This window comes from Lactococcus sp. LG606, assembly GCF_017309645.1.
GTDB lineage: Bacteria > Bacillota > Bacilli > Lactobacillales > Streptococcaceae > Lactococcus > Lactococcus petauri.
In genome coordinates this window covers 1,003,686-1,022,892 of sequence record NZ_CP071301.1, presented here as the reverse complement: position 1 = coordinate 1,022,892, position 19,207 = coordinate 1,003,686, and the positions used below count along the sequence as shown (strand labels likewise).

Annotated in this window: 17 protein-coding genes and 2 tRNA genes; 17 read left to right on the top strand and 2 right to left on the bottom strand. The window is 37.9% G+C overall.

Translation table 11 applies throughout. The features are described 5' to 3' along the window. Nucleotides 1-201: 201 nt before the first annotated feature. The 12 genes from rimP to J0J35_RS04920 all read left to right on the top strand — a co-directional run bounded on the left by rimP (nucleotide 202) and on the right by J0J35_RS04920 (nucleotide 11,086). Nucleotides 202-678 (top strand): ribosome maturation factor RimP, encoded by a 477-nt coding sequence (rimP, locus tag J0J35_RS04975; RefSeq protein ID WP_206918066.1) that lies wholly within the window; start codon nucleotides 202-204, stop codon nucleotides 676-678. A 91-nt stretch (nucleotides 679-769) separates the two neighbouring features. Beyond that, nucleotides 770-1,897, top strand: coding sequence for a transcription termination factor NusA (gene nusA / locus J0J35_RS04970; protein WP_004256172.1), 1,128 nt, complete (start codon nucleotides 770-772; stop codon nucleotides 1,895-1,897). Nucleotides 1,898-1,901: 4 nt separating this feature from the next. Further along, on the top strand, nucleotides 1,902-2,222 hold the full coding sequence (gene rnpM / locus J0J35_RS04965) for an RNase P modulator RnpM (protein ID WP_004256176.1): 321 nt from the start codon (nucleotides 1,902-1,904) through the stop codon (nucleotides 2,220-2,222). A gap of 7 nt (nucleotides 2,223-2,229) precedes the next feature. Beyond that, nucleotides 2,230-2,535 (top strand): YlxQ-related RNA-binding protein, encoded by a 306-nt coding sequence (locus J0J35_RS04960; protein WP_004256177.1) that lies wholly within the window; start codon nucleotides 2,230-2,232, stop codon nucleotides 2,533-2,535. Between the two features lie 18 nt (nucleotides 2,536-2,553). Continuing rightward, nucleotides 2,554-5,271, top strand: a complete 2,718-nt coding sequence (infB, locus tag J0J35_RS04955) for a translation initiation factor IF-2 (RefSeq protein WP_206918065.1) — start codon at nucleotides 2,554-2,556, stop codon at nucleotides 5,269-5,271. A 42-nt stretch (nucleotides 5,272-5,313) separates the two neighbouring features. Then, complete coding sequence (gene rbfA, locus J0J35_RS04950) at nucleotides 5,314-5,670, top strand: 30S ribosome-binding factor RbfA (protein WP_003135548.1); 357 nt, start codon at nucleotides 5,314-5,316, stop codon at nucleotides 5,668-5,670. 170 nt (nucleotides 5,671-5,840) lie between these two features. Further along, entirely contained in the window at nucleotides 5,841-6,776 is a 936-nt protein-coding gene (locus tag J0J35_RS04945; protein WP_206918064.1) for a cation diffusion facilitator family transporter, read from the top strand. Between the two features lie 69 nt (nucleotides 6,777-6,845). After that, nucleotides 6,846-7,019, top strand: a complete 174-nt coding sequence (locus J0J35_RS04940) for a hypothetical protein (protein WP_153925191.1) — start codon at nucleotides 6,846-6,848, stop codon at nucleotides 7,017-7,019. A gap of 172 nt (nucleotides 7,020-7,191) precedes the next feature. Then, nucleotides 7,192-8,148: a mannose-6-phosphate isomerase, class I gene (gene manA, locus J0J35_RS04935; protein WP_019335467.1), complete on the top strand. Its 957-nt coding sequence runs from the start codon at nucleotides 7,192-7,194 to the stop codon at nucleotides 8,146-8,148. Nucleotides 8,149-8,410: 262 nt separating this feature from the next. Next, nucleotides 8,411-8,614 (top strand): hypothetical protein, encoded by a 204-nt coding sequence (locus J0J35_RS04930; protein ID WP_019291795.1) that lies wholly within the window; start codon nucleotides 8,411-8,413, stop codon nucleotides 8,612-8,614. A gap of 395 nt (nucleotides 8,615-9,009) precedes the next feature. Further along, nucleotides 9,010-10,773 (top strand): oleate hydratase, encoded by a 1,764-nt coding sequence (locus tag J0J35_RS04925; protein ID WP_206918063.1) that lies wholly within the window; start codon nucleotides 9,010-9,012, stop codon nucleotides 10,771-10,773. A gap of 225 nt (nucleotides 10,774-10,998) precedes the next feature. Continuing rightward, nucleotides 10,999-11,086: transfer RNA gene (locus J0J35_RS04920), tRNA-Ser, on the top strand. A 64-nt stretch (nucleotides 11,087-11,150) separates the two neighbouring features. On the opposite strand, the gene J0J35_RS04915 is transcribed toward J0J35_RS04920, so the two are convergent. Further along, nucleotides 11,151-11,223, bottom strand: a tRNA-Arg gene (locus J0J35_RS04915). 33 nt (nucleotides 11,224-11,256) lie between these two features. Further along, nucleotides 11,257-12,249: a Gfo/Idh/MocA family protein gene (locus tag J0J35_RS04910; protein WP_206918062.1), complete on the bottom strand. Its 993-nt coding sequence runs from the start codon at nucleotides 12,247-12,249 to the stop codon at nucleotides 11,257-11,259. Nucleotides 12,250-12,498: 249 nt separating this feature from the next. Here J0J35_RS04910 and udk point away from each other — a divergent pair, with 249 nt between their 5' ends. The 5 genes from udk (at nucleotide 12,499) to smc (ending at nucleotide 19,174) form a co-directional block, all read left to right on the top strand. Further along, the gene (udk, locus tag J0J35_RS04905; protein WP_003135541.1) at nucleotides 12,499-13,122 is read left to right on the top strand and encodes a uridine kinase; all 624 of its coding nucleotides are present in this window, start codon (nucleotides 12,499-12,501) and stop codon (nucleotides 13,120-13,122) included. Nucleotides 13,123-13,280: 158 nt separating this feature from the next. Beyond that, nucleotides 13,281-14,261 carry a phosphate acetyltransferase gene (gene pta / locus J0J35_RS04900; RefSeq protein ID WP_004256194.1) on the top strand — a complete coding sequence of 327 codons (981 nt, stop codon included), beginning with the start codon at nucleotides 13,281-13,283 and terminating at the stop codon, nucleotides 14,259-14,261. A 216-nt stretch (nucleotides 14,262-14,477) separates the two neighbouring features. After that, nucleotides 14,478-14,867, top strand: coding sequence for a hypothetical protein (locus tag J0J35_RS04895; protein ID WP_004256197.1), 390 nt, complete (start codon nucleotides 14,478-14,480; stop codon nucleotides 14,865-14,867). Between the two features lie 103 nt (nucleotides 14,868-14,970). Further along, nucleotides 14,971-15,666, top strand: coding sequence for a ribonuclease III (rnc, locus tag J0J35_RS04890; RefSeq protein ID WP_004256199.1), 696 nt, complete (start codon nucleotides 14,971-14,973; stop codon nucleotides 15,664-15,666). Then, nucleotides 15,656-19,174, top strand: a complete 3,519-nt coding sequence (gene smc / locus J0J35_RS04885) for a chromosome segregation protein SMC (protein ID WP_206918061.1) — start codon at nucleotides 15,656-15,658, stop codon at nucleotides 19,172-19,174. The genes rnc and smc overlap by 11 nt, the downstream gene beginning before the upstream one ends. Nucleotides 19,175-19,207 lie beyond the last annotated feature (33 nt).

Sequence of the window (19,207 nt, the reverse complement as noted above, 5' to 3'; positions counted from 1 at the left end):
TCATAGCCCTTTAATGCTAGATTTTCAAGAATTTTCAAAGAAATTTTATGTGCGAGTTAGGAAATTTAAACGGTACACCCTGCGCAATCATGCCTCTTGACAAACCGCAAAAATGTGCTATAATAGTTTTAAATAAAAAACTACTAGAAAGGAGCGTTCGTGAGGACGCTCCTTCTGTGTTGTTTTCTGAAAGGAGAAGAGATGTCAGAAATACTTGTAAAAACAGTAGAAGATTTCATCTTGCCTCACCTACCAGAAGAGTTTGAATTGATTGATGTTGAGTGGGAAAAACTTGGCGGAGATATGGTTTTGCGACTTTTGGTGGATAAGGCAGATGGCATTACGATTCAAGACACAGCCGATTTAAGTGAAATTCTTTCACCTTTGCTAGACACAATTTCGCCAGATCCATTTCCAACCGAAGGTTATATGCTTGAAGTTGCAAGCCCTGGTGCAGAACGTCCGCTTAAAAAAGCTGAACATTTTCAAAGTGCCATTGGTGAGTACATTCTTGTAAAACTTTATCAAAAAATTGAAGGCGAAAAAGAATTTGTTGGAGATTTGGTGAAGTTTGAGGACAACACCTTAACTGTAGAATATATGGATAAAGCCCGTAAGAAAACAGTTGAAATTCCAGCAGATAAGATTTCAAAAGCAACAACTTTAGTGAAGTTGTAAGAAATTCTAAATGCTCTGAGAGTAAGTCTCTCAACCGAAATAATAAAAAGAAAATATTTTCCAAAAAACTCAAGAAAGAGGAAAAAACAAAATGAGCAAGGAAATGCTTAACGCCTTTACAATGCTAGAAGAAGAAAAAGGCATTAAACAAGAGATTGTTATCGAAGCAATTGAGCAAGCAATCACAGCTGCTTACAAGCGCCAATATGGTCAAGCACAAAATGTGAAAGTTATTTTCGATGAGAAAAAAGGAAACTTCAATGTTTACTCAACACGTGAAATTGTGGATGAAGTCTTTGATAGCCGTCTTGAAATCTCACTTGAAGATGCCCAAGAATTAAACCCGCATTATGAAATTGGCGACAAAATCATGTTTGAAGAAAAACCAAAAGATTTTGCACGTACAGCAGCGGGAGCAGCTAAACAAGTTATCATGCAAAAAATGCGTGAAGAAGAACGTACAATCATTTACAATGAATACAGCCGTTATAAAGATGAAATCATCATGGGTACCGTTGAAAAAGTTGATGCGCGTGCAGTTTACGTTAACTTGGGCCGTGTGGATGCACTTTTGACAGCCAAAGATCGTATCAGTCAAGAAAATTATCACGTTGGTGACAAAGTGAAAGTTTATGTGACTGACGTACTTTTGACACCAAAAGGGACACGTGTCTTCATCAGCCGTACAGCGCCAGATATGCTTAAACGTATGTTTGAAAAAGAAATCCCTGAAGTTTACGATGGAACAGTAGAAATCAAATCTGTTGCGCGTGATGCAGGTGATCGTGCGAAAGTCATTGTCGAAAGTCATGATGAAAACGTCGATGCTATCGGTACAATGGTTGGTGCAAAAGGTGCACGTATTCAAGGTATTATCCGTGAGCTTGCTGGTGAAAAGATGGATATCATCGAATATAATGCCGACAAAGCAACCTTGATTGCCAACGCACTTAAACCAGCTCGTATCGAGCAAGTGGCTATCCGTGAAGACGGTTCAGCAATTGCAGTTGTTGCTCAAGATCAATTATCCTTAGCAATCGGTAAACGTGGACAAAATGTACGTCTTGCTGCACACGTTACAAACTGTAAGATTGATATCAAGTCCGAAGAAGATTTCCAAAAGGAAATGGCGGAGCTTGATGCACTTGTTGAAGAAGTAGATGAAATTGTAGAAGAAGTTGCTGAAACTGTTTCAGAAGAAGCAACAACTGAAGAATAGGCCTATGAAACAAAAAAAGACTCCCATGAGAAAGTCTGTAGTTTCTGGTGAGCAAATCGCTAAACGTGATCTTTTACGTATTGCTTTTAACAAAGAGGGGCAAATCTCCATTGACCCAACAGGTAAGGCACATGGCCGTGGTGCTTATATTGCCTTATCAAATGAAGAAGCACAGCTCGCTAAGAAGAGACATGTCTTTGATCGTACTTTCAGTACAAAAATCTCAGACGAATTTTATGACGAACTGATCAGTTATGTTGAACACCAAGTTGCACGCCGTGAATTAGCAGAAGCTACTTATTCGGCAGACTTGGCACCGGACTAAGACTAATATGAATAATACAAAAAAAGTATTGAATTTACTCGGTCTTGCTAAACGTGCAGGAAAAGTCATCACAGGTGAAGAACTTGTGGTTAAAGCCATTCAAAATGGCAAAGCCAGTTTAGTTTTTGTTGCCCATGATGCGTCAGAGAATTTGATCAAAAAAATCACCGATAAATCGAGTTACTATGAGGTAAGCGTCTTACAAACGTTCTCAGTAAATGAACTTTCAGTAGCAATTGGTGCTAATCGAAAAGTGTTAGCCATTGCTGATGATGGATTTGCAAAGAAAATGGAGAGCCTTATGACTAACTAAAAAATAAGGAGGACAACATTGTCTGATAAAAAACGAATTAATCAAATCGCGAAAGAAACAGGATTGAAAAATGCTGATCTTGTGTCAGCTGCACAAGAATTGGGCTTGGCTGTTAAAGCTCACTCAAGTTCAGTCACAGATGCTGAAGCAGAAAAAATCATTGCACGTGTGAAATCAGGAACTACTGCAACAGAAAAAACAGCTACTCCAGCAAAAGATACCCAGTCAAAAGCGAAAACATCAAAGAAAAAAGATGACGCGCCACGTACCTTTGCAGGAAAAGCAGTGGTTGAAGATCCTGCCATCTTGGCACGTATTAAAGCTAAAGAAGAAGCAGAAAAAGCCGCAAAGGTTGAAGCTGAAGTAAAGGCTGAACCAAAAGTGGAAGAAGTTAAAACAGTAAAACAAGAAAAAACAGCGCCAAAAGTAGAGAAGAAATCAGAAGCTCCAGCTCCAGCAGCGAAAAAGCAAGAAGAAAAAACTACTGAGCCAGTGAAAGAAGAACCTAAAAAAGCATTGGATAAAAAACCAAGGATTCAAATCAAAGTCGTAAAACGCGCAGAAGATATCAAAAAAGAAGCAGCGAAAAAAGATGCTGCTCGTCAAGAACGTCGTCAAAATGATCGCCGTAACAATGACAATCGTCGCGGTGGACAAGGTCGCAATCAAAATGACAATCGTCGCAATAATGATAACCAAAATCGTGGCGGCAATAAATTTGAGAGTAAACCCTCAACAGAAGTATTTACAGCACCTGCTACTTCAGGTAAAAACAATAACCGCCGTGATCGTGACCGCAAGAAAAACGAACACGACAAATCTTCAGATGGTCGTCGCCCAGGCGGACCATTGCGTGTAAATGATAACCGTAATCAAGTACGTAATGCACGTAACTCAAACTGGAATCAAAAAGGTCGCCGTGGAGGTAAAAACCAACAATCTGCCGCACCAGTGTCTACTCGTAAATATCATGAATTACCAGAATCAGTGGAATATGCTGAAGGAATGAACGTTCAAGATATTGCAAAAGCAATCAAACGTGAACCAGCTGAGATCATCAAAAAACTTTTCATGATGGGAACAATGGTTAATCAAAACCAATCTCTTGATGAAGATACTTTGGAATTAATCCTTATGGATTATGGTATTATTCCAGTTAAAAAAGTGGAAGAAGACCAATCTGATATTGAACGTCTTTTCGTTGAAGAAGGTTACCTTAACGAAGAAAACATGGTAGAACGTCCAGCTGTTGTTACAATCATGGGTCACGTTGACCATGGTAAAACAACCTTGCTTGACCGTTTCCGTGAATCTCGTGTCACTGAAGGTGAAGCTGGTGGTATCACACAACATATCGGTGCTTATCAAATCAAAACTGGAGATAAGAAAATCACTTTCTTGGACACACCAGGGCACGAAGCATTCACAAGCATGCGTGCACGTGGTGCCTCAGTAACCGATATTACAATCTTGGTTGTTGCTGCTGATGATGGTGTTATGCCACAAACGATTGAAGCTATCAATCACTCAAAAGCTGCTGGTGTACCAATCATCGTTGCCATTAACAAAATTGATAAACCAGGTGCAAACCCACAGCGTGTAATTCAAGAATTAGCTGAACACGGTGTTATGTCACAAGCTTGGGGCGGTGAATCTGAATTTGTTGAAATCTCAGCTAAATTCAATCAAAATCTTGATGCTCTTTTGGAAACTGTTTTGCTTGTTGCTGAAATGCAAGAACTTAAAGCAGACCCAACTGTCCGTGCTATTGGTACAGTTGTTGAAGCACGTCTTGACCAAGGACGTGGTGCTATTGCCACACTCTTGGTACAACAAGGTACACTTCACGTTCAAGACCCAATCGTTGTTGGTAACACATATGGTCGTGTACGTACGATGACAAATGACTTGGGTCGTCGTATTAAAGAAGCTTTGCCATCAACACCAGTCGAATTGACAGGTCTCTCTGATGTGCCTCAAGCTGGTGATCATTTCGCCGTCTTTGAAGATGAAAAATCTGCACGTGCAGCTGGTGAAGAACGTGCCAAACGTGCCCAATTGATTAAACGTCAAAGTACTCGCCGTGTAAGTCTTGATAACCTCTTTGATACACTTAAAGAAGGTCAAGTTAAAACAGTTAACATCATCATCAAGGCTGATGTACAAGGTACAGCTGAAGCGATGGCTGCTTCCTTACAAAAAATTGATGTTGAAGGTGTAAAAGTTGATATCGTTCACGCGGCAGTTGGTGCGATTAGTGAATCAGACGTTTCATTAGCAGCAGCTTCAAATGCGATTATTATCGGTTTCAATGTTCGTCCAACGGGACTTGCACGTGAGCAAGCGGAACATGAAGATGTAGATATTCGTCTTCACAGCATCATCTATAAAGTTATTGAAGAAATCGAAACAGCCATGCGTGGTATGCTGGATCCAGAATACAAAGAAGAAATTATCGGTGAAGCGATTGTCCGTGAAACATTCAACGTTTCTAAAGTTGGTACAATTGCCGGATTTATGGTTATCCGTGGTAAAGTTCAACGTGATGCCAGCGTTCGAGTTATTCGTGACGGTGTAGTTATCCATGATGGAGCTATCGCTAGCTTGAAACATTACAAAGATGATGTTAAAGAAGTCGGTAATGCACAAGAAGGTGGTTTGATGGTAGAAAACTACAACGACATTCTTGTTGACGATACATTTGAAGTTTATAAAATGGTTGAAATCAAGCGTTAAAATTTAAAATGTTTGAGGAAAAAATAAAAAAGGAGAATGATTATGGGCACTTCCTTCCGCAGTGACCGTGTGGCTGTCGAAATCCAACGTGAAATCAATGATATTTTGCGTCATAAGATTCGAGATCCCCGCGTTCAAGATGTGAATATTACAGATGTTCAAGTGACAGGTGATTTGAGTCAAGCAACAGTTTATTACAGCTTGCTGTCTAACCTTGCCAGTGACAATGAAAAAGCTAAAAAAGGTCTGGAAAAAGCTACAGGTCTTGTTAAACGTGAGTTAGCACAACGTATGACCATGTACCGTATCCCGGATTTGAAGTTTGCCAAAGATGAATCTGTTGAATATGGTTCAAAAATCGACGAACTTCTCCGTAATCTGGATAAACCAGAATATTAATAAAAAAATAAGCCTCAATTGTGAGTGCTTATTTTTTTATAGAGAAACCTGCAAAAATGAAGGGACTGTGCTATAATACTCATGGCAAAGCACACAAAGATACGCTTAAAGGCGTGGTTAGGTTATTGTGTTAAGATCAAAATATAAAGTTTAGTAAGGAAAAAAATATTATGGTAGAAAAAGAACATACTGGCGGCATGGGTTCTGTTATTGCAGCCCTTGGTGCCAATGTACTAGTGGCAATAAGTAAGTTTGTAGGTTATGCCTTAAGTGGTAGTGCGGCAATGCTCAACGAAAGTATACACAGTTTAGTTGACTGTGGAAATCAAGTTTTGTTGCTTTTTGGTGATAAGCGTGCCAAAAGAGCACAAAGCCAGGTCCATCCTTTTGGAGAAGCGCGTGCAAAATACTTTTTTAGCATGTTAGTCGCTACTTTCCTGTTTTTTGGTGGTGGCGTTATTGGTGTAATGGAGGCTTATGACAAGCTGGTCCACCCTGCTCATGAGGTCAATAATCCTTTGCTTCTGATTGCTATCTTACTCTTTGGCATGATTATAGAGGGCAGTTCACTTCGCGTTGCTTTTAAAGAAATTAAAGAGCTCAATACCGAAAAATTACCCTTGTTTAGATTTTTGCATGAGAGTCGACACAGTGAGATTTTAGTTATCTTTGCGGAGGATTTCTGTGCCATTATTGGTTTAATGTTAGCCCTTGGAGGAACAGTCCTCACTTTTCTTACAGGAAACCCCATGTATGATGCTCTGTCCGGAATCTTGATTGGTTTATTGCTCATGGCAGCAGCAGTCTTTTTGGTGCGAGAGTTCTATAGTTTAATTGTTGGTGAAAGTGTCACTGCTTCAGATTTAGAAAAAATAACACGTAGCTTTATTCGTGAAACAGTTAAACAGTTGATTGATATCAAGACAATCCACATCGGTCCAACTGAGATTCTAATTGCGGCAAAGATTGATATTCCAGCAGAGTATGAAGCACAAAGCTATGAAATTATTAATGCAATCGAAAAAGATATTCGAAAAGCACTGCCGGACAAAAAGTCTTACATATATATCGAAGTCGATGAATTTGATAATAATTATCAGCATTAAAGCGAGTAATTATCAATAAATTGGAGACTAACGATTGCGTTTTTATAATTTATCTGATATATTATGTTTATGAAACAACACTGGATGGACAAAATTGCAGATAAATTATATATTGATGGTGTTCATCCATTGGTTATCTTGATGGTGTGGGAAATTGCTTTGATTGCAATTTTATTTGTGATTATTGCATTATTTGTTGCTGAAATACCGAATGTTTTATCTCATATAAATTTTAAATACTGACTGTCACTAAAAAGCGATTTTATGAAAAGAAGATTGATACAAGATAAAAGAGCGAATCCTTAGAGGAAGCTTTTTTATTTTATAAAAATACAAAAAGATTGCTTGTACAGGAAAAATAAACCGCTTTTGTGCTATAATGAACGAAGTATTATTAAACAAATGAGGAGAAAAAATGTCAATAGAACCATTATTTTTAGATTCCGTATTGCAAGAAAAACTCTGGGGTGGTGATCACCTTAAATCTTTTGGCTATGAATTACCATCTGATAAAATCGGTGAATACTGGGCAATTTCAGCTCATCCACATGGTGTTTCAACAATTAAAAATGGAAAATTCGCTGGACAAAAATTAGACAAGGTATTTGACCAACACCGTGAGCTTTTCGGCAATACGAAAGAAGAAGTATTTCCTCTCTTAACAAAAATCTTGGACGCCAATGACTGGCTTTCAGTGCAAGTTCATCCAAATGATGAATACGGCATGAAGCATGAAGGCGAGCTTGGTAAAACAGAATGTTGGTATATCATTTCAGCAGAAGAAGGTTCTGAGATTATTTATGGACATAATGCAAAATCACGTGAAGAACTTGCAGAAATGATTAATTCTGGAGACTGGGATCACTTACTACGCAAAGTTAAAGTCAAAGCAGGTGATTTCTTCCATGTACCTGCAGGAACAATGCATGCAATTGGTGCGGGCATTGTTATTCTGGAAACGCAACAATCAAGCGACACAACTTACCGTGTATATGATTTCGACCGTAAGGATGACCAAGGCAATCTTCGTGAATTACACATACAACAATCAATTGATGTGCTTCACATACCAGGGGATCAAACACCAGAAAATAAAGTCCAAGTTGTTAAAGAAGAAAATGCAGACTTAACAACTTTGGTAAAATCAGAGTTCTTTGACGTTTATAAATGGTCAATTCACGGTACACAAGACTTTGAAGCTACAGCAGACTATATGCTCGTGTCTATTCTTGAAGGAAAAGGACAACTTACGGTGGCTGATAAAACGTATGCATTATCGAAAGGCGACCACTTCATCCTCCCTACAGGGATTGAGCAATGGCAACTTTCAGGTAATATGGAAATTATTGCTAGCAATCCAGTAGCACATTAAGCATAAAAAAGCGCCTCCTTAGGGTGTTTTTTTGTTTTAAAATTTATTAGTTTGGTCTTCAAATAAAGTGAGCCAAAAACGGCTCATTAAATTAATAGAATAGTATATAAAATTCAGTTTGACTTAAGATAAGCTTGTTAACCTTTTATTAATCAAATAAAAAGGCCTTTGATGAAAGGAGAGTAAAACTTTAAAAAGGAAACTGCAAATAAAGTGTGCTGGATGAAGTGCTTCAGCGTTAGATCAAGAAAGGGAAAATCTTATGGAGAAGAAATTGAAAAAATTTATAATTATGAGTATCTCAGGTTTAACTTTATTATCGGCATCAATGCCATCAGCCGTTGGTATGGTTCAAGCGAGTAATGTGAATGTAGAGCAAGAACCAGATTCAAAAGCGTTGGAGTTTACCTTGCACGAGTATCTCTTTCTCGAACAGTATCTATCCCATAGAGCTTATGAAAAATAATAAAGAGCGTGCTTATTACGTCTTTATATTTGTAGTGAATTTCTCTGTCTTGCTCTTATTTTCTGAACGGATAACACTTAGAGAGATTTTTCTTCTCTTCTTTGTCTCTATTCTCATACATGCTTTGGCAATCTATCATGCTAAAAAGAGACAAAAACTTAGAGCATTACATTGTGCAAAAAATAAAAAGAAAACACAGAAAAGATTTTAGTAAAAAGGTAATATACAGGGTGAAATGAAGCAAGTGATATCAAGATAAGGAGCTGGTTTTTGTTTGAGCTTCTTTTTTACTCAAAAAATATAGACTTGTCCAAAAGAGCCAGAAGAAATTTGAAATCGCTCTCTTTTAAGAATATAATCAAATTATAAGAACAATTAGAAAAGAGGGATTGAATATGCGTTATACAAACGGAAATTATGAAGCTTTTGTTCGACCAAGAAAACCACAAGAGGCTGACAAGAAGTCTGCCTATATTGTCGGGGCAGGTCTTGCAGGACTGGCTGCGGCTGTCTTTCTGATCAGAGATGGTCAAGTCCCAGGGAGTCGTATTCATATTTTAGAAGAACTTTCTCTTTCAGGCGGCTCTTTAGACGGTTCGTTTATTCCACATGATGGCTTTGTGATTCGTGGAGGACGTGAAATGGAAAACCATTTTGAGTGTCTTTGGGATCTTTTTCATTCTATTCCAAGTCTGGAAGTAGAAAATGCTTCAGTTTTAGATGAATTTTACTATTTAGATAAGGATGATCCTAACTCTTCTAATTGTCGCATTATTGCGAATCGTGGTGAACGTGTTGCTGATGATGGACAATTTACCTTAAGTCGACAAGCTCAAGATGAAATTGTGAAGCTTTTCATGGCACAGGAAGAAAGTTTGGTCGGCAAAAAAATTGAAGATGTTTTCAGTGAAGAATTTTTTGAATCAAACTTTTGGCTTTACTGGTGCTCAATGTTTGCTTTTGAAAAATGGCACTCAGCGATTGAAATGCGCCGCTACATTATGCGATTTATTCATCACATCAAAGGGTTACCAGACTTCACAGCACTAAAATTTACAAAGTATAATCAATACGAATCTTTAGTAAAACCCTTGCTTGCCTTTTTGAAAGACCATGGTGTAATCTTCCAATATGAAGCACAAGTTGAAAATATTGAAGTGGATTTTTCAAACAACAAAAAAGTAGCTAAGAAGATTATATTTGCAGATGGAAAAGTACAAGACTTGACGGAAGATGACCTTGTTTTTGTGACGAATGGTTCAATTACTGAAAGTTCAACACAAGGAAGTCCAACAGAAGCAGCGCCAATTACAAAAGATTTAGGTGGCTCTTGGAAACTTTGGAAAAATCTGGCTGCGCAGTCACCCGAATTTGGGAAACCAAAAGTCTTTTATGACAACTTACCTGATGAAAGTTGGTTTGTATCGGCGACCGTGACTTGGAAGAATCTCAAAATTCAACCTTATTTTGAAAAACTAACTCATCGTGAATTACGTTCAGGTAAAGTTGTGACAGGCGGAATTATCACTATTAAGGATTCAAACTGGCTGATGAGTTTCACTACCCATCGTCAACCTCATTTTAAGGAACAAAAAGATGGTGAAACTGTGACATGGGTTTATGGTCTCTTGTCTAATACACCAGGGAACTATATTAAAAAACCAATTGAGAAATGTACCGGTGAGGAAATAACACAAGAGCTCCTTTATCATTTGGGTATGCCTGAAGCAGAAATAGAGGAATTTGTTAAAGAAAATACTAATACGATTCCAGTTTATATGCCCTTTATTACCTCTTACTTTATGTTACGTGAGCCAGGGGATCGTCCTCAAGTGATTCCGGAAAATTCTGTGAATCTTGCCTTTATTGGGAATTTTGCTGAGACAGAGAGAGATACGGTCTTCACAACCGAGTATTCGGTACGTACCGCGATGGAAGCTGTTTATCAATTTCTAAATGTAGAGCGTGGTGTCCCTGAAGTTTTTGCTTCGGCTTACGACTTGCGCACACTAGCTCGCTCGGTTTATTATCTTTCAGACAAAAAGAAATTGATGGAAATGGATTTGCCTCTTTTGAAAAAAGAATCTTTGAAATTTGGTTTGAAGAAGATAAAAGGTACCTATCTTGAAGATATCCTTAAAGATGCAGGACTACTTTAAAAGAAGTAAAAGTATATTTCTGTTTCAGTTTATTTTGACTTGAGCTCCTTTTAAGGAGCAAACAGTATAATACATTTATTCCAATAAAATTTTTTCATAAAACTCCTACTCTTCCATGTCATGTGGAAGAGTTTTTTAATTATTGTTATCACAAACTACACATAAATTGGCATTTATGGCAGAGGATATGGTATAATATATTTTGAAAATTGATAATTAACATTTGGAGAATTACTCAAGAGGCTGAAGAGGTACGCTTGGAAAGTGTATAGGTGGGTAAAACCGCGCATGGGTTCGAATCCCATATTCTCCTTTATAGGTTTTATGCCTCAATTGAATAAGTATAAAAAAAGCTTCCTTAAGGAAGCTTTTTTTAATGATCCCTGCCAGGTTCGAACTGGCGATTCAGACTTAGGAGGTCCGGGTTATATCCAATTTAACTAAGGGATCAGAAGACTCCGATATGGAGTCAATGATTAAATCTTATTTTTTATCAGCTTCAAAGACAATTCCTGCACTTTGGCGCATCATATAACTTGTTTCGGAAACATCTTGTGCCAACTGGTGTAAGTCTTTGTAGAGTGAGCGAGCAGCAGGAGTAGAAATAGTTTCAATGATTTCAGCAAAGTGGAGAGCTTCATCAAAGAGAGAATGTTTTGGCGGTGTAACCTTGATAACTTCCTTGCTTCCATCAAAACGAATAAATTTTGCAGAGGTTATAGCATTGACACCATCTAAAATCAAGGTACCTTGATCTGTGTAAATTTCACTTGAGAGATAGCTTGTGAGGTTTCCTGCGCATTTGATTGCAACTTTGAAATCACCATAATCCAAGCTTCCAATACCAGAAATATCCACACCACTTGGCAAAACGACTGCATCGTAGCAAGCAGATTGAGGTTTATCAAACCAATAAACAGCTGCATAGAGGAGATAGACACCTAAATCAGCGAGCAAGCCACCAGAAAATTTACTGTTGAATTTATTGGGAAGTTTTCCAGCTAATAGTGCAGGCATTTTTGAAGAGTATTTTGAATAGGTAAAATCAGCCCCAACAACTTTTTTATCTGCTAAGAATAAATTGATGGTCTCAAAGGCTTGCTCATGGATGTTTCGGGCAGCCTCGAAAAAGAGAACGTCATTTTCATCCGCTAACTTGATAATTTCAGCTAATTCTTGTGGATTTGAAAACGCTGGTTTTTCAACGATGATATTGTTACCTGCTAAAATAGCAGCCTTCGCTTGTTCAAAATGGATAGCATTTGGGCTGGCAATATAGATGATATCCAAATCATGCTTGAAAAAATCATCTAAATCATCGTAAAGTTCGATATCGTCAAAGTCTTCTGTAAAAGATACTGCACTCTCAAGATTACGTGAGTAAACAGCCTCAAGACTATATTTTTTGGTGAGATGGGCAGCTTCGACAAAAGATCCACTAATCCACCCAGTACCGATAATTCCAAGTTTAAGCATCATACACCCCTTTTCTTATCAAAAATTTATTAAAACCATTATAGCAAATTTTTTGGTAAAACTCATTTAAAACTAACGCATGAGCTGTGAAAATAAAAGTCACTAAATTTTTTAAGTGATAAAAAAGATTGGTTTGAAATAGTTTTTAGAGCTGAAGCTGGTTCAGTTTTATGATAAAATAGGGAGAATAACATAATATCCCTAAGAAATTGAAGTTATAGTGGATACATAAAATATGGAGAAGTAATTTTGAAAAAACCATTGATTATCGGTGTAACAGGTGGCTCAGCAAGTGGGAAAACCAGCGTGTCTCAAGCAATTTTATCTATGTTTAAAGATGAAAATATTGCTATGATTGAACATGACAGTTACTATAAGGATCAATCACAATTAACATTTGAAGAACGTACAAAGACAAACTACGACCATCCATTGGCTTTTGATACAGACTACCTGATTGCCCAATTAAAAGAGTTGCAAAATGGTCGTGCTGTTGATATCCCAACCTATGATTATGCCAACCATACACGCAGTGAAAAAACTTACCGACAAGAACCTGTAGATGTCTTGATTGTAGAAGGAATCTTAGTTTTAGAAAACGAAAAACTGCGTAACTTAATGGATATTAAGGTGTTCGTGGATACAGATGATGATGTACGCATTTTACGTCGTATCCGTCGCGATATTGAAGAACGTGGACGTACTTTAGATTCTGTTATTACACAATATATGGATGCTGTAAAACCGATGTATCATCAATTTATTGAACCAACGAAACGATATGCGGATGTCATTATTCCAGAAGGCGTTTCAAATACTGTTGGGGTAGATATCTTAACTACGAAGATCGCCAGTATTTTGCATGGAGAGTAAGAAGCAATCGCAAGATTGTTTTTTTTATTCGAAAAAAGAATGTACAGAAGAAACTCTTCTATCCATAATATTAAAAAAACGTTTACATAAGTGGGCATTTTTTGTGACATTGTGATATAATCATTATTGAAATTCTAAAAATAGTAAAAGGAAGTATTATGGAACTCTTTGAATCGCTCAAACAAAAAATTTCTGGCAAAGGCTTACAAATTGTCTTTCCTGAAGGAACAGATGCGCGTGTATTAGGCGCAGCTAACCGTCTGTACGCAGATAAATTGATTACCCCAGTATTTATTGGGAATATCTCTGAAGTAACAGGTACTTTAATCTCACGTGGGATTAATCCAGATGGTTTTCAAATCTATGATCCATTGAACTGTGAACGTTTTGAGAAAATGGTCGAAATTTTTGTTGAACGTCGTAAAGGTAAAGTAACAGAAGAGCAAGCGCGCGAAATCCTTAAAGATTCAAACTATTTTGGAACAATGCTTGTACATATGGGTATCGCTGATGGTATGGTTTCAGGTGCAGTTCATTCAACTGCGGACACTGTCCGTCCTGCCCTACAAATCATTAAAACTAAACCAGGTGTGAAATCCGTATCAGGTGCATTCATTATGGTCCGTGGCCGTGACGATAATGAAAAGTATATCTTTGCCGATTGTGCGATTAACATTGATCCAGATGCAAATACCTTGGCGGATATCGCTGTGGCTTCAGCGGAAACAGCAAAACTCTTTGATATTGATCCAAAAGTTGCAATGCTATCTTTCTCAACTAAAGGTTCAGGTAAATCAGATGATGTGACTAAAGTCGTTGAAGCAACAGCATTGGTCAAAGAAGAACATCCAGAGCTTGATATCGATGGCGAACTTCAATTTGATGCAGCGTTCTCTCCAGCAGTTGCCCGTCAAAAATCACCAGATAGCCCAGTGGCAGGACGTTCAAATGTATTTATCTTCCCAGATATCCAATCTGGTAATATTGGCTACAAAATTGCTCAACGTCTAGGAAACTTTGAAGCAATTGGTCCAATCTTGCAAGGTTTGAACGCACCAATCTCTGACCTTTCTCGTGGAAGTAACGAAGAAGATGTTTATAAACTTGCTATTATTACAGCTGCTCAAGCACTTAAATAATATAGAGTTTAAAAAATCATGACAAAATGTTATGGTTTTTTATTATCTTTGATTGTTTTTAATGTGTAGCGTTCATTCTACCTACAGTCAGATTGGAATCATGGACGAAAAACTTAAAAATTTTTTGAGAGCTTTCCTTTTTGAATATCTGCACTACTTTAGTGTTAATTTAAGCTTATAGTTATAAAATACAGTCATCAAACCAACGGAGAAAAGATGAAACGAGCGAAAATTTGTGCCTTGATTGGGAGTGTTTTTACAACCCTTATTGCTGTATTAATGATGTTTGCCTTTATTCGATTCATAATTAACTGGGAAGAAAAAGATCTGGAAATGACTCTGACCATTGCAGGGCATAGTGGCCTTTTTCTATTGAAACTTTTTGCTTTAGTGTTTGTCATCGTTATGTCAATCATGATTGTAAATTGGGTCTCCTTTATTCGGATGGATCGACCAACAGGTGGAATATGGCAACTTTATCAGTTAGTTATTGGAAGTTTCTATATTTTAATTTCAATGCTAAATTTATACGTGATGGTAGTGGCTCTACCATTAGGGCTCTGTTTCGTTCTAGCCTTTATATTAGCGCGTATGGATAGTGTGTAAAAGAGTTTGCCTGTGCAAGCTCTTTTCTTTGTAGTCTACACCAAAAAGGCACAAAAATTTGGTATAATAACTAAGTTAATAATAAAATTTAGGAGGAATTTTTATGTTTGAGCTTCAAAATAAGCTTAAAAATGAATTTGGTATAAAATTTGCTGATGAAGAATTGTTAAAAATAGCTTTTACTCACTCGAGCTACACGAATGAAGAACGCCTCCCAAAGGTTGCAAACAATGAACGTTTGGAGTTTTTGGGAGACGTCGCTCTGTCTTTAATCATCTCAGAATATCTTTATCGTACTTATCCAGATAAACTTGAAGGTGAATTATCGAAGATGCGTTCTAGCATTGTCCGCACAGAATCTTTGGCTAATTTTTCGCGTCAGTGTGAGTTTGGACGTTTTCTACGTTTAGGTAATGGTGAGGAAAAAACAGGCGGACGTAATCGTGATACCAACCTAGAAAATCTCTTTGAAGCTTTTCTAGGTGCTCTTTTCTTAGATGCAGGTATGGAAGAAGTTCGTCGATTTATAAATCGAGTGGTTATTCCGCATGTAAAAGCTGACGATTATTTTAAAGTTATTGATTATAAAACAAACCTGCAAGAGGTTCTGCAAGTTGATGGTGAGACGATCATCGAATATAAAATTTTAGAAGAAACAGGCCCAGCACACGCGCGTGAATTCGTCGCAGCAGTTTATAATAATGGAAAAGAGCTTGGACGTGGGCGAGGTAAATCAAAGAAAGTTGCTGAACAAAAAGCAGCGGAAAATGCAATAAAAGGTCAGATTCATGTATCTTAAAAAAATGGAAATTGTCGGCTTTAAGTCTTTTGCTGAACGCACGAAAATTGAATTTGACCAAGGCGTTACAGCTGTTGTTGGACCCAATGGTTCCGGTAAGTCAAATATAGTTGAAGCACTACGCTGGGCTTTAGGAGAGCAATCAGCTAAGTCACTTCGTGGAGGGAAAATGCCGGATGTTATTTTTTCAGGTACAGCAAAGCGTAAGGCACTAAACTATACTGAAGTTATTGTAACTTTTGATAATGCAGACCAGTATCTTACAGGTTATGAAGAAGACGTGGAAGTAACTATTACACGTCGCCTATATCGCAATGGTGATTCGGAATTTTTGATTAATGGGCGTAAGTGCCGCTTGAAAGATATTCATGAACTTTTCACAGATACAGGATTGGGGCGTGATTCTCTTTCGATTATTTCCCAAGGGCGTATCGAATCAGTCTTTAATTCGAAAGCAGAAGAACGTCGAGCAATTTTTGAAGAAGCAGCTGGTGTTTTGAAGTACAAGACGCGGCGTGCTGAAACAGAGAGCAAACTACAGACCACACAAGATAATCTCGATCGTCTCGAAGATATTATCTTTGAGCTTAATGGTCAATTAACACCATTGCGTGCCCAACGTGATGTTGCTTTGCGTTTTCAAGATTTAGAGGCACAACGCTCTGAGCTTGCTCTTTCTGTTTTGGTGGCTCAACTTCTTGAGGAGAAGGAAAAGTATGAACAAGCGAAAGATGACTTAAATGCAGTAGAAACTGAGCTTAGTACTTTAAAAAGTCAACAAGAAAGCTACGAAGAGCAGCTAACTAATCTTAAAAAAGCGCGTTTGAAAGTAGAACAAGAGCAAGAGAAAGTCCAACAAGACAGCTTGTCCTTAACAGAACTTAAGTCTGATTTACAACATAAAATAGAAGTTTTCGATCTGCAAAAGTCCTCTTCTCTAAAATCAGCTGCAGAACGTCAAGAGCGTATTGAAGAACTTGATGTTAAATTACAGGAAGTTTCGCAACAGAAAGAAACTTCAGAAAAGAAAAAAGCGGAACTCAAAGATAAAGAGAAGGCAGCCCAAGAACAACTTGAGCAGTTAGAAAAAGAATTGGAACGTTTTGCTGAAAGTCCAGAAACTTTAGCAGAGCGAATTCGCGAAGACTATTTGCAATTGGTGCAACAAGAGGCAGAGTTTTCTAATCAATTAACTAAAAATAAGGCTGAATATGAAAATATTTCACGTCGCCTAGTGGAATCTGATGAAAACGCAAAAGAAAACACAGAAAAGTTTCAAACGATTTCTGCTGATCTTACAAAAGCAAAAACTGCTTTAGGCGCGCTCACTCAAACTGCTCAAAAACTTGAAAAGGAACTACAAGAAAAGAGCGCGACAGAAGCAAAATATGTTGAAGCAGAGCGTCAAAGTCAAAATGTGATGTACGATCAGATGCAACAGCTTAGCAAGTACAAGGCCAATCTTGCAAGCATGGAAAATATTCGGGACAGTCACAGTAATCTGTATCAGGGTGTACGGGCTGTTATGACACAAAGTGCTGCACTTGGTGGTGTTATTGGCGTTGTTGCCGATCTTTTAACTTTTGATAAAAAATACACCACAGCTATTGATATTGCTTTAGGTGGTGGCAGTCAAAATATTGTGGTAGAAGATGAAAACTCAGCCAAAAAAGCTATCGCTTATTTAAGAGAAAAACGCTTGGGTCGTGCAACATTTCTCCCGCTCACAACAATAAAGCCTCGGGAGTTTCGAAATTACGAACGTCTAGTGACAATGGAGGGGTTCATTGACACTGCTTTAAATTTGGTTAATTTTGAACCACGATTGCAAAGAGCAATGTCAAGTTTGTTAGCAACTACCGCCATTGTTGATACAGCTGAACATGCAAGTCAAATAGCACGTACAATGAACTACACTATTCGTATCGTTACCTTGGATGGTACGCAGATTAATCCGGGTGGTTCTTACTCTGGTGGTGCAGCAAAACGTAACAATACAACTTTTACCAGCACAGAAATTGATCATCTGACTGAAGTTATCGCTTTAGCAGAAAGTAAGCTAAAAGCAGTCGAAGACAAATTACAAAAGCAGCAGCTTTCACGTCAAACTTTGAGTGGTCAACTTGAAGCTTTACGTTCCAATATTCAAGAAAAACGCCTTGCGGAACAAAGCTTACAGTTGCAGATTAAGCAATTATCAGAGCAAAAAGCAAATCTGCAAGATTTGGTTGCGGATACCGAAAATACGGAAGCGCACCAAGCACTGCAAGAATTATCAAAGAATAACGAAATGCTGATACAGCAGCTGTCTAAAATTGCTGAGGACAAACAATCCTTAGATAATCAACTTGAAGAAGTTAAATCTAACAGTCAAAGTTTCAATGCTCTTAAAGAACAAAAAAATAGTGCTTATCATGAAACGAAATTACTCCTGTCCAGTCTAAAAAATGAATTACGTTTTGCTCAAACCGAGCAAGAGCGCTTAAGGCAAGAATATGAAGCTTTAGGTACTGAAAAAGCTAAGTTGCAAGCAATTGGAGAAGCTCAGACCGATGAAGCAAGTCGTAATCTTTATGCTCACCAATTGAAGGAGGCTGAGGCTAAACTTCAAGAAGCTAATGTGAAGTTAGTGAGCTTACGCTTTGAGAGGGACGATCTTCAAGCTCAAGCAGAAGAATTTGAAGAGCAAAATCGGGACCTATTGGAACAAAATCAAGTACTAAATAATCAAAAAGCGCGTTTGGAAGTAAGGATTGAACAATCAGAAAAGCTCTTGAAAAATCGTCAAACCACACTCTTTACTGAGTATGAAATGAGTTTCGATGAAGCTAAAATGAAGGCTAAAATCCTTGAAAATCTTTCTGAATCAGAGCAACAGCTCAGTCTTTTAGAACGCCAAATCCGTGCGCTCGGTCCGATTAATTTGGATGCTATCACTCAGTATGAGGAAGTATATCAACGTCACGCCTTTTTGAGTGGCCAACGTGATGACCTCTTGGAAGCTAAAAATATGCTACTCGAAACGATTCAAGAGATGAATGAAGAGGTAGAAATCCGCTTTAAGACAACATTTGAACAAATTAGAGAAAGTTTCCAGTTAACTTTTTCACAAATGTTTGCTGGAGGAGAAGCTAATCTTGAGTTAACCAGCACTAATCTATTGGAAGCTGGCGTCGAAATCAAAGTACAACCTCCAGGTAAAAAATTAGCCAGCTTGAATCTCATGTCTGGAGGAGAAAAAGCCTTAACTGCTCTGGCATTAATTTTTGCTATTTTACGAGTTAGAACGGTTCCATTTGTGGTCTTGGATGAGGTAGAAGCAGCATTAGATGAAGCGAATGTTAAACGTTTCGGAGATTACATGAATCACTTTGATAACTCCAATCAATTTATTGTTGTCACACATCGTCGTGGGACAATGGCAGCAGCAGGTACCATGTATGGTGTCACAATGGCTGATGCAGGGGTTTCTAAGGTCATTTCTGTACGATTAGAGGATGAAGTTTAAACAGGTCAGCCATATAAAGCTTAAGCTTAGCTC